The 14,755-nt window shown below is 63.4% G+C and carries 15 protein-coding genes; 10 read left to right on the forward strand and 5 right to left on the reverse strand.

Features of this window, described 5'->3' with window-relative positions; genetic code table 11:
- Positions 1–2: 2 nt before the first annotated feature.
- The 4 genes from ABIA90_RS01435 (at position 3) to ABIA90_RS01450 (ending at position 3,019) form a co-directional block, all read left to right on the forward strand.
- Positions 3–758 carry an ABC transporter ATP-binding protein gene (locus ABIA90_RS01435; RefSeq protein WP_354117022.1) on the forward strand — a complete coding sequence of 252 codons (756 nt, stop codon included), beginning with the start codon at positions 3–5 and terminating at the stop codon, positions 756–758.
- Positions 755–1,468, forward strand: coding sequence for an ABC transporter ATP-binding protein (locus ABIA90_RS01440; protein WP_063984493.1), 714 nt, complete (start codon positions 755–757; stop codon positions 1,466–1,468). Before ABIA90_RS01435 ends, ABIA90_RS01440 begins: the two co-directional genes overlap by 4 nt.
- A 163-nt stretch (positions 1,469–1,631) precedes the next feature.
- Positions 1,632–1,850, forward strand: coding sequence for a hypothetical protein (locus ABIA90_RS01445; RefSeq protein WP_063984492.1), 219 nt, complete (start codon positions 1,632–1,634; stop codon positions 1,848–1,850).
- 110 nt (positions 1,851–1,960) lie between these two features.
- Positions 1,961–3,019 (forward strand): YeiH family protein, encoded by a 1,059-nt coding sequence (locus ABIA90_RS01450; RefSeq protein ID WP_354117023.1) that lies wholly within the window; start codon positions 1,961–1,963, stop codon positions 3,017–3,019.
- Between the two features lie 205 nt (positions 3,020–3,224).
- On the opposite strand, the gene ABIA90_RS01455 is transcribed toward ABIA90_RS01450, so the two are convergent.
- From ABIA90_RS01455 to ABIA90_RS01475, 5 genes are all read right to left on the reverse strand, one after another.
- On the reverse strand, positions 3,225–4,097 hold the full coding sequence (locus ABIA90_RS01455; RefSeq protein ID WP_085400672.1) for an ABC transporter ATP-binding protein: 873 nt from the start codon (positions 4,095–4,097) through the stop codon (positions 3,225–3,227).
- Entirely contained in the window at positions 4,094–5,005 is a 912-nt protein-coding gene (locus ABIA90_RS01460) for an ABC transporter permease (protein WP_176400458.1), read from the reverse strand. Before ABIA90_RS01460 ends, ABIA90_RS01455 begins: the two co-directional genes overlap by 4 nt.
- The gene (locus ABIA90_RS01465) at positions 5,002–6,423 is read right to left on the reverse strand and encodes an ABC transporter substrate-binding protein (RefSeq protein ID WP_354117024.1); all 1,422 of its coding nucleotides are present in this window, start codon (positions 6,421–6,423) and stop codon (positions 5,002–5,004) included. The genes ABIA90_RS01460 and ABIA90_RS01465 overlap by 4 nt, the downstream gene beginning before the upstream one ends.
- Before the next feature lie 165 nt (positions 6,424–6,588).
- Positions 6,589–7,362 carry a Crp/Fnr family transcriptional regulator gene (locus ABIA90_RS01470; protein ID WP_354117025.1) on the reverse strand — a complete coding sequence of 258 codons (774 nt, stop codon included), beginning with the start codon at positions 7,360–7,362 and terminating at the stop codon, positions 6,589–6,591.
- A 235-nt stretch (positions 7,363–7,597) separates the two neighbouring features.
- Positions 7,598–7,894 carry a gamma-butyrobetaine hydroxylase-like domain-containing protein gene (locus ABIA90_RS01475; RefSeq protein ID WP_354117613.1) on the reverse strand — a complete coding sequence of 99 codons (297 nt, stop codon included), beginning with the start codon at positions 7,892–7,894 and terminating at the stop codon, positions 7,598–7,600.
- A gap of 207 nt (positions 7,895–8,101) precedes the next feature.
- On the opposite strand from ABIA90_RS01475, the gene ABIA90_RS01480 reads away from it, so the two are divergent.
- From ABIA90_RS01480 to ytfQ, 6 genes are all read left to right on the forward strand, one after another.
- A complete protein-coding gene (locus tag ABIA90_RS01480; RefSeq protein ID WP_354117026.1) occupies positions 8,102–8,875 on the forward strand; it encodes a ferredoxin--NADP reductase in 774 nt (257 codons plus the stop codon).
- 100 nt (positions 8,876–8,975) lie between these two features.
- A complete protein-coding gene (locus ABIA90_RS01485; RefSeq protein ID WP_354117027.1) occupies positions 8,976–10,718 on the forward strand; it encodes a fumarate reductase/succinate dehydrogenase flavoprotein subunit in 1,743 nt (580 codons plus the stop codon).
- Positions 10,719–10,749: 31 nt separating this feature from the next.
- Entirely contained in the window at positions 10,750–10,983 is a 234-nt protein-coding gene (locus ABIA90_RS01490) for a 4Fe-4S dicluster domain-containing protein (RefSeq protein WP_008141081.1), read from the forward strand.
- 2 nt (positions 10,984–10,985) lie between these two features.
- Complete coding sequence (locus ABIA90_RS01495) at positions 10,986–11,963, forward strand: HEAT repeat domain-containing protein (protein ID WP_354117028.1); 978 nt, start codon at positions 10,986–10,988, stop codon at positions 11,961–11,963.
- Positions 11,964–12,095: 132 nt separating this feature from the next.
- Positions 12,096–13,268, forward strand: coding sequence for a fumarylacetoacetate hydrolase family protein (locus ABIA90_RS01500; RefSeq protein ID WP_354117029.1), 1,173 nt, complete (start codon positions 12,096–12,098; stop codon positions 13,266–13,268).
- A 458-nt stretch (positions 13,269–13,726) separates the two neighbouring features.
- Positions 13,727–14,692: a galactofuranose ABC transporter, galactofuranose-binding protein YtfQ gene (gene ytfQ / locus ABIA90_RS01505; protein ID WP_071915513.1), complete on the forward strand. Its 966-nt coding sequence runs from the start codon at positions 13,727–13,729 to the stop codon at positions 14,690–14,692.
- The last annotated feature ends 63 nt before the right edge of the window (positions 14,693–14,755 follow it).

Here is a 14,755-nt window from a genome sequence, read left to right on the forward strand (position 1 = left end):
CGATGCTCGAGATCCGCAACCTCGCAAAATCCTTCGGTGGCGTGAAGGCGACCAACGACGTCACGCTCGACTTTCCCGACGGTTCGCTCACGGCGGTGATCGGACCGAACGGCGCGGGCAAGAGCACGTTCTTCAACCTGATTACGGGCGCCTTGAGGCCGGATTCCGGCCAGGTTCTGCTCGACGGCATCGATCTCGCCGGCTGCTCGCCTCCGGAGATCGTGCGCCACGGCATCGGTCGCGCCTTCCAGGTTGCGAGCATCTTCAAATCGCTGACGGTGCAGGAGACCATGCTTGCCGCCGTCAGCGCCGACCAGCGCTCCTCCGCGGTGCTGCACAAGCGCTTTCCCTTGCCCGAGACGCGCGACCGCGCCGAGCACGTGATGGAGTTGCTGGGCCTCGCGGGAAAACGCAATCGCACGGCCGCGACACTGTCGCATGGCGACCAGAAGCTACTCGACATTGCGCTCGCTCTGGTGCTCGAACCAAAGGTTCTGCTGCTGGACGAGCCGACTGCCGGCATGGGCCCGGAAGAGCGCTGGCGCATGATCGACAAGGTGCGCGAGCTCTGGGAGACGCAGAAAATCACCGTCGTCTTCATCGAGCACGACATGGACATCGTGTTCAAGATCGCCCCAAAGATCGTCGTGCTCTGCTACGGCCGCATCCTGGCAACCGGAACGCCTGACGAAATCCGAAGCAACAGCGCCGTGATCGAGGCCTATCTCGGCACCGAACATGCGGGGGCCGCCGCATGAGCGCGACCATTATCGAGGTCGCCGATCTCGACGTCTACTACGGCACCAGCCAGATCCTGTTCGGCGTCGGCCTCTCGGTGCGGCAGGGCGAGACCATGGCGCTGCTCGGCCGAAATGGCGCGGGCAAATCGACGACCATGAAGGCGATCATGGGGCTGGCGCCGCCGCGGCGGGGCAGGATCAGCCTGCGCGGCGCGGTGATCTCGGGCCAGAAGCCGCACCATATCGCGCGCGCCGGTCTCGGCTTCGTGCCGGAGGATCGCCAGATCTTTCCGGAGCACACGGTCGAGGACAATCTCGTCATCGGTCGCAAGAAGGGGCCGGAAGGCCAGGACGAGTGGCCGATCAAGCGCATCTACGACGTCTTCCCGCTGCTGGAGCCGCTGCGCCATCGCATCGCCGGACGTCTCTCGGGCGGGGAGCAACAGATGCTCGCCATCGCACGCACGCTGATGGGCAACCCGGCGCTGTTGCTGCTCGATGAGCCGAGCGAGGGCCTCGCGCCGATCATCGTGCAGCGGATCGGCGAGCTGTTGCGGCAGCTCCGCCAGCTCGGATCGACCGTCCTGATCGCCGAGCAGAACATGCATTTCTGCCTCGGGCTTGCGAGCCACGCCACGGTGATCGACAAGGGCCAGATCGTCTATGCCGCCGGGATCGACGAGCTGAAGGCCAACGACGCGATCCGTCGCCGCTATCTGGCGCTTTAACCGGGTTCCGGACCGCCAAACCGGTCCAAAGAAGAAAACTGTTGTCTCGGGTTCGTCAGACGGAAGGAGTTTCCCCGTCGAGGGCCAAAAACGCCAATCGCTTCCATTGCCGTTTGGGGCCGAAACGACGACATTCCATTCAGAATTTGATGGATTGACGGTCATGGAACGCACTGGATTTGAGCCCTTCGGCGAGCAGCTGGTGTCCGCAACGGACACCCAGCCGCGATCGCGCGCGTCAAAGCTCCTGCTGCGGGCCGGCACCACGGTGTTCTGGTCGCTGGTCGCGGGGATCGTGCTCGCGCGTGCGGCCTTCTTCGAGCCGGGCGTCTATGACAGCTTCAGCCGCGTCGCCTCGCTCGCCAAAAGCCTGATCTTCTGAGCCGATTATTCCGGGCTGAGCATAGAACTTCCCTCGGCCCTGATATGCTGAAAACTTATTCCCCAATCGACCAGCACTGCGTATAAATATTTCTCCTCTGGGAGAGATTTGTGTCGCAGAATCAAGCATCCAGCCCGGCCGACGCCAAGCCAACCACTGTCGTGAGCCGTATCGCGGCGCTGATTCCGGGAATCCTTCTGTGCATCGCCGTGGCCGGTATCTCGGCCTTGCTCGAACGGGCCGAGCTGGGTGTCTTCGAGCACCCCTATGTCGAAGCGCTGGTGATGGCGATCCTGCTCGGGATGGCGCTGCGCAGCTTCTGGAAACCGGCGCCGCGCTGGCAGGCCGGTATCGCCTTCAGCGCCAAACAGCTGCTCGAAGTCGCGGTCATGCTGCTGGGGGCCTCGATCAGTTTCGCCGCCATCGCGGCTTCCGGCGTGGCGCTGCTGGCATCGATCGCCGCGGTCGTCGTGATCGCGCTCTGCGTCTCCTTCGGCCTCAGTCGCATGCTGGGCCTGTCGACGCGGCTCTCGATCCTGATCGCCTGCGGTAATTCCATCTGCGGCAATTCCGCGATCGCCGCCGTCGCGCCGATCATCGGCGCCAACAACGACGAGATCGCGTCCTCGATTTCCTTTACGGCGATCCTCGGCGTGATGATGGTCCTCGGCCTGCCGCTGCTGATTCCCCTGCTGCAATTGTCTGCCACGCAATATGGCATCCTCGCAGGCCTCACCGTGTACGCCGTGCCGCAAGTGCTTGCGGCGACGGTCCCGGCCGGGCTCGTCTCGACGCAGATCGGCACGCTGGTGAAGCTGATGCGCGTGTTGATGCTCGGGCCGGTCGTGGTCGGCCTGTCGCTCGCGGCCTCGCGCTGGCAGACCGGCGCCAAGAAATCCAATGTCGGCTTCTTCCGCCTGGTCCCCTGGTTCATCCTCGGCTTCCTTGCGCTGGCGACCCTGCGCTCGCTGGAGATCGTGCCGGGCACGGTGGTCGGGCCGGTGACGAAGATCACGAGCTTCCTGACGGTGGTCTCGATGGCCGCGCTGGGGCTGGGCGTCGATGTGAAGGTGCTGGCGAATGTCGGGGGCCGGGTGACGGCCGCCGTGACACTATCGCTGATGCTGCTGCTCGGGATCAGCATCGCGCTGGTGCACTGGTTCAAGTGAGGGGAGCACAGCGGCTGCGTACTCCTCTTCCTTCTCCCCTTGTGGGAGAAGGTGGCGCGAAGCGCCGGATGAAGGGTTCTATCCGCGAGTCCGAACTGAGAGGGGAGTTTGCCGAAGCAGACCCCTCATCCGCCTTGCCTTCGGCAAGGCACCTTCTCCCACAAGGGGAGAAGGGAAGTAAGAGCGCAATCGTCGAGATGGGGCGCTAGATCACATCCGCCAGCGAATGCCCATGCAGCTCGATGTTGAGCCCTTGCATGCCCATGTCGCTGATCTCGCCGCCCATCGCCTTCAGGCTCTCCTCGCGGATTAGTGACATCAGCCCGCGACGGAGCGCCAAAAACTCCGACGACATCATCATCGATTGCTGCCGCGGCCGCTCCAGCGGGATCGGGATTTCCGCCTTGATCGAGCCGGGGCGGGCGGTCATGCAATAGACGCGGTCGGAGAGGAAGATGGCCTCGTCGATGTCGTGGGTGACGAACAGCACCGAGATCTTCAGCCGTTGCCACATGTTGGTGAGGATCTGCTGCATGATGACGCGCGTCTGCGCGTCGAGCGCGCCGAACGGCTCGTCGAGCAGCAGCACCTTCGGTCCCGTCGCGAGCGCGCGGACGATGCCGACGCGCTGCTTCATGCCGCCGGAGAGTTTTTCCGGATAATGTTTTTCGAAGGCCTCGAGCCCCGCGAGCCCGAGCAGCGTGCGCGCCGCGCGCTCGCGCTGGGAGCGCGCCATGCCGCGCATCTTCAGGCCGAACTCGACGTTCTCCCGCACCGTCTTCCACGGAAACAGCGAATATTGCTGAAACACCATGCCGCGCTCGGCGCTGGGGCCGTTGACCCGCTCGCCGTCGACGGTGACTACACCGGTGGTTGGCTTGAGGAAACCCGCGACTGCGTTGAGCAGCGTCGACTTTCCGCAACCGGAGGGGCCGACGATCGAGACGAACTCGCCGGGCTTCACATGAATCTGCGTATCGGTGACGGCCTGAACCGGTCCCTCGATGCTCTCATAGCTGAGGGAGAAATTCCTGACTTCGATATGGCCCTGCGGTGCTTTGGTCAGGATTTCGTTCATTTTAGCCTCCACGGCATCACCAACTGCCCGGCGCCCCTGATAAGCAGGCTCGATCCAAGGCCAAGCACGCCGATCGCGATCATGCCGAGCGCGATGTCGGCATATTGGACAAGGGAATAGGCCTCCCAGGTGAAGTAGCCGATGCCGTATTGACCCGAGATCATCTCGGCGGCGATCAGCGACACCCAGGCCACGCCCATACCCACGGTGAGGCCGGTGAAGATGTGCGGCATCGAAGCTGGAAAATACACCTCGCGGAAGATCGACCGTTCTCGCGCGCCGAGACATTGCGCGGCGCGCACCAGCACTGGATCGACCAGCGACATGCCATGCAGCGTGTTGACCAGGATCGGGAAGAACGCACCGAGGAAGGTGATGAAGACGATGCTCTGCTCGTTGGTCGGCCAAAGCATGATCGCCATCGGCACCCACGCGATTGCCGGGATCGGCCGCAGCACCTCGGCCACGGGGAAGATGATCTCATGCACCAGCTTGAAGCGGCCCATGATCAGGCCGAGCGGCACGCCGACCACCGCCGCGAGCGAGAAGCCGAAAAGGATGCGCCGGCAGCTCAGGAGGATGTGCAGCAGGAATTTGGGGTCGTGGATCGCCTTGGTAAAGCTCGCATAAACCGCGAGCGGCGAGGGCACGTTGGTGAAGCGCACGAAGAACACGACGCGATAGGTCGTGAGCAGGTGCCAGACCAGCAGGAAGGCGAGCAGCGATATGATGCCGATCGCCGTCGCGCGTAGCCCCGCTCGATTGAGCCGGTACCAGCGCAGCGCGAGCGTGCCGAAGGAAGGCGGTGTCGCGGGCGGGGAAGGGGCGGGCACGGGGCCCGCCTCGGCGATTGCAGTTGCTGCCGGCATGCTGTCCTCGGGATGTCTGGCGAGGGCGGGACTGCTCACGTCTTGCCTCCGCCGACCGCCGCCTTCACCGCGTCTTCGAAGCCGAGCACCTTGCCATTGATCTTGGCGGCATAGCCTTCCGCGTCCTTCTTCAGCAGGAACGGCGCGACCTCGCCGTTGCCGACCGCGAAGAAGGCCTGGTCGGCGAACAGCTTGATTCCACGGGTGGTGTCGAAGATGTAGGCGACATTGATCTTCTTGCCCTTGGCCTTGTAGTCGGCATAGGCCCCTAACGTGCACGCTGCGGACGCAAACGGCAGGATACCGGCATCGTCGACCCAGACCTCGCCGGCCTTGCGCGGGTCGGTGATCGGCTTCTTGCAGAACGAGTCTTCGCCCGTGATCTCGTAATTCCTGGTGCTCGCAAGCTGCGCGTCATAGTCGAGTTTCATCTCGGCATAGGCCTTGCGGATGTAAGAATCATCCACCCACTTCTTCGGATCGAACTCCTTCATACGGCCGAGATTCTGCAGCACCTTGACGTCGGTCGCGGCCGCGTCGATCAGCGCCGGCTTCACTGTGGGATCGGTGGTCATGTTGCCGCTAGGACCGAGGAAGATATAGACGACTTCCTTGTTGATGCCGGTCCACTCCTGGATCTTTTCCGCGGCGAGCTTGGGATCGTCGCGCAGCCACTGGTTGGCGGCGATCAGCGCCTTGAAGTAGGCAACGACGACTTCAGGGTATTTCTCGGCGAAATCGGTGCGGACTACGATGCCGTGGAAGGTCGGCAGATTGGTCTCGACGCCGTCAAAAATCTTGCGTGCGAAGCCGCGGAACGGCAGCAGCTCGGCGAAGGGGACGAAGTCGGCATGGGCGTCGATCTTCTTCTCCTGGAGATTGGTCGAGCCGACCTCCGGGCTCTGGCTGACGAGCTGGAAGAAATCGGAGGCGTAACCGCGGTCCTGCATCGCCTTCAGCACCATGCCGTGCGCGGCCGAGCCGAACGGCACGCTGACGAGCTTGCCCTTGAGATCGGCGAGATCGTAATAGGGCGAGTCCTTGTGGACGACGAGCCCGTTGCCGGAGCCGGACAGGCTGTAGGCGGCCACGCCGATCAGGCGGCTCTTGCTCTCCGGATTGCTCTCGAAGGTGAAGCCGTTCACGATCAGCGGATAGTCGCCCATCATGCCGATCTGGAGCTTGTTCGCCATCATCGCGTTGGTGACGGGCGGGCCTGAGGTGAAATTCTGCCACTCCAGCTCGAACTTGATGTTGGCGTATTTGCCGTCCTTCGGCAGATATTTCTCGAGGAGATGCAGCTGCCGGATGACGACGCCGGCGGTCACCGTGTTGGTCGTGGTGTCCTGCGTTCCAATGCCGAGCGTGACGGTTTCCGCCAAGGCCGGCTGCGCCAGGAGTAGCGCCAGCGAGGTCACCGACATCGCGATCGAGAGCGTGGGAAGATGGCGGACCATTCTCATCCTCATTCGGTTGGATGTGCTGTGGTTGCCATGATTGGGTGAGGCCGCGGGCAGGGCAAATCCGGAGTGACCGCCGCAGTCGATTAGTTGCCGGGAAAAGCTGATTGCATACTCCTTGGGCAGTCCTGCACTATAAAGCCACCTGCCTGTGCATCGACCCTAGTCGCCGCTCTGGCCGCGCATCTCCTCGAGAGCGTCGGCCCGGCACACCACGATCTGCGAGCGCTTGGTGACGACGATTCCCTTCTCCTGCATCCGTTTCAGGCTGATCGTGACCCATTGCCTGGTCGCGCCGACCATGTGGGCGATGTCGGCATGGGTGAAGGCCGCCGCGATCACCCGGCCGTCGGCATCCTCTACGCCGTAGAGTTCGACCAGATGCAGCAGAAGATGCGCGAGGCGCTGGGTGATCGAGCGCGTTCCCAGCATCTGCGCCAGCGCCGAATAGCATTTGCCCTTGAAGGTGAGGCCTTCAATGAGGCCGATGGCGAGGTTCGGGATCTCCACGGCAAGCGACCGCAGCTCCTTTCCGGGCAGGTGCACGACGCTGCAATTGCTGGATGCGACGCCGGACCATTGATGCACGGTGCCCTCGAACACTTCGGGCCCGCCGACGAAATTGCCGACGTGCCAATAGGCCAGCGTGATCTCGCGTCCGAGCGGCGAAGTGTAGAACACGCGGATGCGGCCGCTCTCGATCAGCCAGATGCCGTCATGCTTGCCGCCCTGGCTGAACAGCGTTTGGCCGCGGTTGAGCACCTTTCGCCGGCCCTGCTTCAGCACCAGATCTCGCTCGCGCGGTGACAGCTTGTCCATCAGCGGTGGCGGTCCGCCGATCCATTGCTGGTTCTCGGTCAGCAGCAGCGAGGAGCCTCCGGCAGGCCGGACCGTTGCGGGAACCGTCCCGCGAACCACATTGGCCGCCTGCAACATCGTTTGCCTCCGGAACGTTCAAATCGTTCTAAAGAGGAGCAATGTCCGTGCCAGATGGGGGGCCACTCACACCGGTGTCATCACCCGCCTTGTGCGCACTGGGGCGGGCGACCCAGTATTCCAGAGACGTCAATGGGATACGGAGGGGGCGCGGCGTACTGGATTCCCCGCTTTCGCGGGGAATGACGGCGGAGTTGGTGGGACGATCCGTGGCCCCACTCGAAGGCATCTTCGTCTACCGCCCCGCCAAACTCAGCAGATACGGCTTGGGATAAATCCCCCGATTATGCCCATCCGAAAACGAAATGTTCAGCCCATAGCCGAGATCGCCGATCTCGGTGATGGCGATGCCGGGAAAGCGTTCAGGGAAGCGATCGTCGAAGCGGGCGCGGGTGCAGTGGGCGCATTTGCAGGAGAGACGGAGCTGCTCGGCACCGATCCCGACCACATCGTCCTGCGTGGTGCGCACGACGAGCGTCGCGAGATCGGCGCTGGCTTCATAGGCCGCCACAGTCGGCGCCACCAAGGTCATGGTCATGACGAACCTCCAGCTTCCTTCTATGTCGGCGCGGGCGCGCACGAATAGCAACTAATTGCCAGCGCGAACGCGTGGCCGTCGGCCTCCTCTTCAGTCACCGCCCACAAAATGTGAAACTAATCGACCGGGAATTTCACTTCCGAATTGCCGGGCTCTGCTCTCTCCGAAACCTTGTGCGCCAACGACGGCTGAGGAGAGAGCATGAGCGCATTTCAGAAGGAAACGGTTTTGTCGGTCCGGCACTGGACCGATAGCCTGTTCAGCTTCACGGCGACGCGCGATCCGGGCTTCCGTTTCCTGAACGGCCAGTTCGCGATGATCGGGCTCGAAGTCGAGGGCAAGCCGTTGATGCGGGCCTACAGCATGGCGAGCGCCAATCACGAGGAGGCGCTCGAATTTTTTTCGATCAAGGTGCAGGACGGCCCGCTGACCTCGCGCCTCCAGAAGATCCGGGAGGGCGACATCATCCTGGTCGGCCGCAAGGCGACGGGCACGCTGATCACCGGCAACCTCATCCCTGGAAAGCGCCTGCTGCTGCTCTCGACCGGCACGGGCCTCGCGCCCTTCGCCAGCCTGATCAAGGACCCCGACGTCTATGAGAATTACGAGACCATCGTGCTCGCCCATGGCTGCCGCCAGGTTTCGGAGCTCGCCTATGGTGAGCACCTCGTCGACGACCTGCGCAATCACGAATTCTTCGGCCCCCTGATCCGCGACAAGCTCGTCTACTACCCGACCGTCACCCGCGAGCCGTTCAAAAACCGCGGCCGCATCACCGACCTGATCGCCTCCAATCAGCTGTTCGACGACATCGGCCAATCCGGTCTCGATATCGAGACCGACCGCATCATGCTGTGCGGCAGCCCGGCGATGCTCGAGGAACTCCCCGCGATGTTTGCCGCGCGCGGCTTTGTCGAGGGTAACCACAGCCAGCCCGGCCATTTCGTCATTGAAAAGGCCTTCGTCGAGCGCTGAGGCGCAAATCGCGTCCCGGCGACAACTAATTGCTATCGCCGGACAACCACCTGAACAAATCTGATGCAAAGGCGCCGGACCGGCGAACCAGGAGCAAGTGATGGCACTAGATGAGATCGTCGACGGACTTTCGGAGGTTTCCTGCGACGTGCTCGTCATCGGCGGCGGCACGGCCGGCCCGATGGCGGCGCTGAAGGCGAAGCTGAAGAACCCGAAGGCCAATGTCGTCCTGCTCGAAAAGGCCAACGTCAAGCGCTCCGGCGCGATCTCGATGGGCATGGACGGGCTCAACAACGCCGTCATCCCCGGCTACGCCACGCCGGAGCAGTACACCAAGGAAATCACCATTGCGAACGACGGCATCGTCGATCAGAAGGCGGTCTACAAATACGCGCAAAATTGCTACAAGATCATCGAAGAGCTCGACAGCTTCGGCATCCGCTTCCTGAAGAACGAGAACGGCGATTACGCCGTCAAGAAGGTGCATCACATCGGCACCTATGTTCTGCCGATGCCGAACGGCGAGACCGTGAAGAAAGCGCTGTACCGCCAGCTCCGCCGCGCCCGCATCCTGATCTCCAACCGCTACATGGCGACGCGGCTGCTGAAGTCCAGCGACGGCCGCATCGCCGGTGCGATCTCCGTCAATACCCGCACTGCCGAGATCCTGGTGATCAAGGCCAAGGCCGTGATCCTCTGCATGGGCGCCGCCGGCCGCCTCGGCCTGCCGACCTCCGGCTACATGTTCGGCACCTACGAGAACGCCGCCAATTCCGGCGACGGCTATGCCATGGCCTATCACGCCGGCGCCGCGCTCGCGAACCTCGAATGCTACCAGATCAATCCGCTGATCAAGGATTATAACGGCCCGGCCTGCGCCTATGTCGCCGGTCCCTTCGGCGCCTTCACCGCCAACAACGAGGGATCACGCTTCATCGAGTGCGACTACTGGTCCGGCCAGATGATGCTGGAATTCTACAACGAGTTGCTGTCAGGCAAGGGCCCGGTGTTCCTCCAGCTCAAGCATCTCCATCCCGACACCATCTCGGAGATCGAATCCACGCTGCACAAGGTCGAGCGTCCGACGCGCGGCCTGTTCCAGCAGGGGCGCGGCGTCGATTATCGCAGCGAGTCGATCGAGATGCACATCTCCGAGATCGGGTTCTGCTCCGGCCACAGCGCCTCCGGTGTGTTCGTCGACGACAATGCCCGCACGACGGTGCCCGGCCTCTATGCCGCCGGCGATATGGCCAGCGTGCCGCATAATTACATGCTCGGCGCCTTCACCAACGGTTCGGTCGCCGGTATCGATGCCATGGAGTTCGCCGAGAACCACGACTTTGCGGAGTTCGATGCCGCCGATGTCGCGCTGGAGCGCGACCGCGTGCTGGCGCCGACTAAACGCGAGGACGGCATTCCGCCGAACCAGGTCGAGTACAAGACCCGCCGCCTCGTCAACGACTATCTCCAGCCGCCGAAGGTCACCCGCAAATACGAGCTCGGCATGCGCCGCCTCGCCGAGACGCGGGAGGACATGCAGGAGCACATGATCGCGCGCAATGCGCACGAGCTGCTTCGTGCGCTCGAAGTGCAGTCGATCATGGACTGCGCCGACATGGCGGTGCACGCCTCGTTGTACCGCGAGGAGAGCCGCTGGGGCCTCTATCACTGGCGCACGGATTTCCCGGAGAAGGACAACGAGAACTGGTTCTGCCACACGCTGCTCTCCAAGCAGAACGGCAAGATGACCAGCGAGAAGCGCGCCGTGGAGCCCTATGTCGTGCCGATCGCCGACGACGAGAAGGACCTCTACGACAAGCAGCGCATCCGCGCCTCCGCCTGATCCACCGCAACATCGCAACAGGAGACATAAAATGCCTCTCGCGTCCTATCAGACATCGGTTCCGGTGGTCGTCGACGACGCCAAATGCATCGCCGACAAGGGCTGCACCGTATGCGTCGACGTCTGTCCGCTCGATGTGCTCCGCATCAGCGACATGACCGGCAAGGCCTACATGGCCTATGACGAGTGCTGGTACTGCATGCCTTGCGAGGCCGATTGCCCGACCGGCGCCGTCACCGTCAACATTCCCTATCTGTTGAGGTGATCATGTCGAGCCCGTTCGAGTCCTATGACGACCTCGAAGACGCCGATGAGCGGCTTCAGGCCGCCGATCCCGCCGAGCGCCGCGTCGCCATCATCGCGCTCGGGCATTCCGGCGATCCCGCGGCGGTTGCGCATCTCGCCAACATGGTCGCCGATCCCGACGCCGGCGTGCGCCAGCAGGTGGCGATGGCGCTCGGCGAATTCGACGGGCCGGAAGCCGCGAGTGGGCTGGTCAAGCTGCTGGTCGATCCCGAACGAATCGTGGCGGCGGCCGCGGCCGACAGCATGGCCGAGTTCAAGGATCCGGCCTGCGCCGAGATCATCCTGCCGCTGGTCAAGCACGCCCACGCCTTCGTCCGCATGGGCGCGCTGCGCGCGTTGAAGGAGCTGCGCTGCAAGGACACGCTGAAGCCGGCGCTGGAAGCGCTCCTGGATCAGGATGCCGCCGTTCGCGTGCAGGCGATCGGCGTGATCGGCTTCCTCAAGCTGGAGGAATCCATTCCCGCGCTGACCGCGCTGATCAACGATCCCGATGCGCATGTGCGGCGCGCCGCGGTGAGCGCGCTGGCGTTCTCGCAGCTGAAGCCCGCGGCCGAGACGATCACACGCGGGCTGAAGGACTCGGACTGGATGGTGCGCGAGATGGCCGCGGAAACGCTGGGCCTCAACGTCAACGGCTCGCTCGCGGCCGATCAGCTTGTCGGCTCGCTCGCCGATGAATTCTGGCAGGTGCGGCTGAAGGCGATCCGCAGCCTCGGCAAGATGAAGATCGAGCGCGCGGTACGCCCGATCGGCAATTGCATCAACCACGACCAGGCCAATTTGCGGAAGGAGGCGGCGGCGGCGCTCGGCGAGATCGCCCATCCCGACGGCGAGGCGTTCCTGGCCGTCATTGCCGACGATGCCGACCCTGACGTCCGCAAGAACGCGCGCTGGGCGCTCCAGCAGATCGCGGCGCGCAAAGCGCGAGCAGGCGCATGAAGGCCCGGGCAGGGGCATAGCGGCTCTTCGCTGCCGGTCTGGACTTCCCCTGCCAGACGTTTATTGGTCTTCGCCAATGGGATCGGCTGCTATTTCAGCGTGGCCGATCCGAGAAAGAGCGAGGACGCGGCCATGACGACACTGTCTGTTAGAGATCTTCTCCCCGAGGACGGAACGAAGGGGACGCTGGTCGGCCGCGTCTTGCTGCCGCAGGCGAACGGTCCGGCCGTTGTCGCCGTCCATGGAGACGGCGTCTTCGACGTCACCGCCCGGTTTCCGACCGTCAGCGCGCTCTGCGAGGAAGACAATCCGGCCAAGGCGCTCGCCGCGGTCAAGGGCGAGCGCATCGGCGATCTCGAAGCGATCGTGGCCAACACGGCGCCGGATGGGCGCGATCCGAAAAAGCCGTGGCTGCTTGCGCCCCTCGATCTCCAGACCCTGAAGGCCGCCGGCGTCACCTTTGCCATCTCGATGCTGGAGCGCGTCATCGAAGAGCGGGCCAAGGGCAATCCGGCCTCGGCCGAAGCGATCCGGAAAGAAGTGACGCGGCTGATCGGCGACGATCTGTCAAAGCTCAAGCCGGGCTCCGACCAGGCGATGCATTTGAAGCAGGTGCTGATCGATCAGAACGCCTGGAGCCAATATCTCGAAGTCGGTATCGGTCCGGATGCCGAGGTCTTCACCAAGGCGCCGACGCTGTCGTCAGTCGGCACCGGCATGGATGCCGGCCTGCATCCGAAGTCGACCTGGAACAATCCCGAGCCCGAGCTCGTGCTGTTCGTCTCGAGCCGCGGCAAGATCGTCGGCGGCGCGCTCGGCAACGACGTCAATCTGCGCGACTTCGAGGGGCGTTCAGCGCTGCTGTTGTCGAAGGCCAAGGACAACAACGCCTCCTGCGCGATCGGGCCGCTGCTGCGCCTGTTCGACGACACCTTCACACTCGACGACGCCCGCAAGCTCGACATCAGCCTGAACGTGAAGGGCGCGGACGGTTTCGTTCTCGACGGCCATTCCTCGATCAGCATGATCAGTCGCGATCCCACGGACCTCGTCGAGCAGACGATCGGCAAGGTGCATCAATATCCCGATGGCTTCGTGCTGTTCCTCGGCACGATGTTCGCACCCGTCAAGGATCGCGATGCGCCGGGGCAGGGGTTCACCCACAAGCGCGACGACATCGTCACGATCGCAGCACCACAGCTCGGCAAGCTCATCAACCGCATGCGCACCAGCGACGAGTGCGAGCCCTGGACGTTTGGAATCGGCGCGCTGATGAAGAACCTCGCGCAACGGAAGCTGATTTAGCTCCGCTACCCTTCGCCTCTCCCCGCACGCGGGGAGAGCCGGATTGCATCGAAGATGCAATCCGGGTGACGCGGACTCTCCGCGAGTCGATTTGGTCGACCTACGCCGAACTCTATCCACACCGTCATTGCGAGCGTAGCGAAGCAATCCAGAGTCCCTGCGTGGACAGTTTCTGGATTGCTTCGCTGCGCTCGCAATGACGCGGAGGAGAGATTGCGGGCCGCACATATTCCTTCATCTCCCCGTTGCATCCACGGAACAAAATCGCGCTGGGCGTGTCATTGAACCGTCCATCCCGCCAAATCGAAGTTTCGCGCGAATAGTCAAATAATATGACTAGTCGGAACTCATCTTCCGTGAAATAGTCCCTCCCGCCGCCTCAAAGGCCGGCCTGCGGGTGCCATGCTACCGATCGGCGCTCGAGATAACACAAGATGACTTCTTGGGAGATACGCCTGATGACCCTCAAAGCCCTCTTTGCGGCCAGCGCCACGGCCGCGTTGCTGCTCGCGCTGCCGGCCAGCGCCGCCGAGCTCACCATCGGCTTCTCGCAGATCGGATCGGAATCCGGCTGGCGCGCGGCCGAGACGTCGGTCTCCAAGCAGGAGGCTGCCAAGCGAAAGGTCAATCTCAAGATCGCCGACGCGCAGCAGAAGCAGGAGAACCAGATCAAGGCGATCCGCTCCTTCATCGCGCAGAACGTCGATGCGATCTTCCTTGCACCTGTGGTCTCGACCGGCTGGGACTCGGTGCTGAAGGAAGCCAAGGAGGCCAAGATTCCGGTCGTGCTGCTCGACCGCGACATCGATCCCTCCGGCAAGGAGCTCTATCTCACCGCCGTGACCTCCGACAGCGTGCATGAAGGCGCGGTTGCCGGCGACTGGTTGGCCAAGACCGTTGGCGGCAAGGCCTGCAACGTCGTCGAATTGCAGGGCACGGTCGGCGCCAGCGTCGCCGCCAACCGCAAGAAGGGCTTCGACACCGCCATCGCCAAGCATGCGAACCTCAAGGTGGTGCGCAGCCAGACCGGCGACTTCACCCGCGCCAAGGGCAAGGAGGTGATGGAGAGCTTCATCAAGGCCGAAGGCGGCGGCAAGTCGATCTGCGCCGTCTACGCGCACAATGACGACATGATGGTCGGCGCGATCCAGGCGATGAAGGAAGCCGGCCTCAAGCCGGGCAAGGAGATCCTCACCGTCTCGATCGATGCGGTCCCCGACATCTTCAAGGCCATGGCCGCCGGCGAAGCCAACGCCACCGTCGAGCTGACCCCGAACATGGCCGGCCCCGCGCTGGATGCCATCGCGGCCTTCAAGGACAAGGGCACGGTGCCGCCCAAGTGGATCCAGACCGACTCCAAGCTCTATACAGCGGCTGACGATCCGCAGAAGATCTACGACAGCAAGAAGGGCCTCGGTTACTGAGGCGGGGTGCCGCGCCGGACCGCGCGTTGTGGTCCGGCAGCCCCCTTCGAAACCGCTGCGCGA

Origin of the sequence: Bradyrhizobium sp. LA6.8, assembly GCF_040547935.1 — a bacterium.
Lineage (GTDB): Bacteria > Pseudomonadota > Alphaproteobacteria > Rhizobiales > Xanthobacteraceae > Bradyrhizobium > Bradyrhizobium barranii.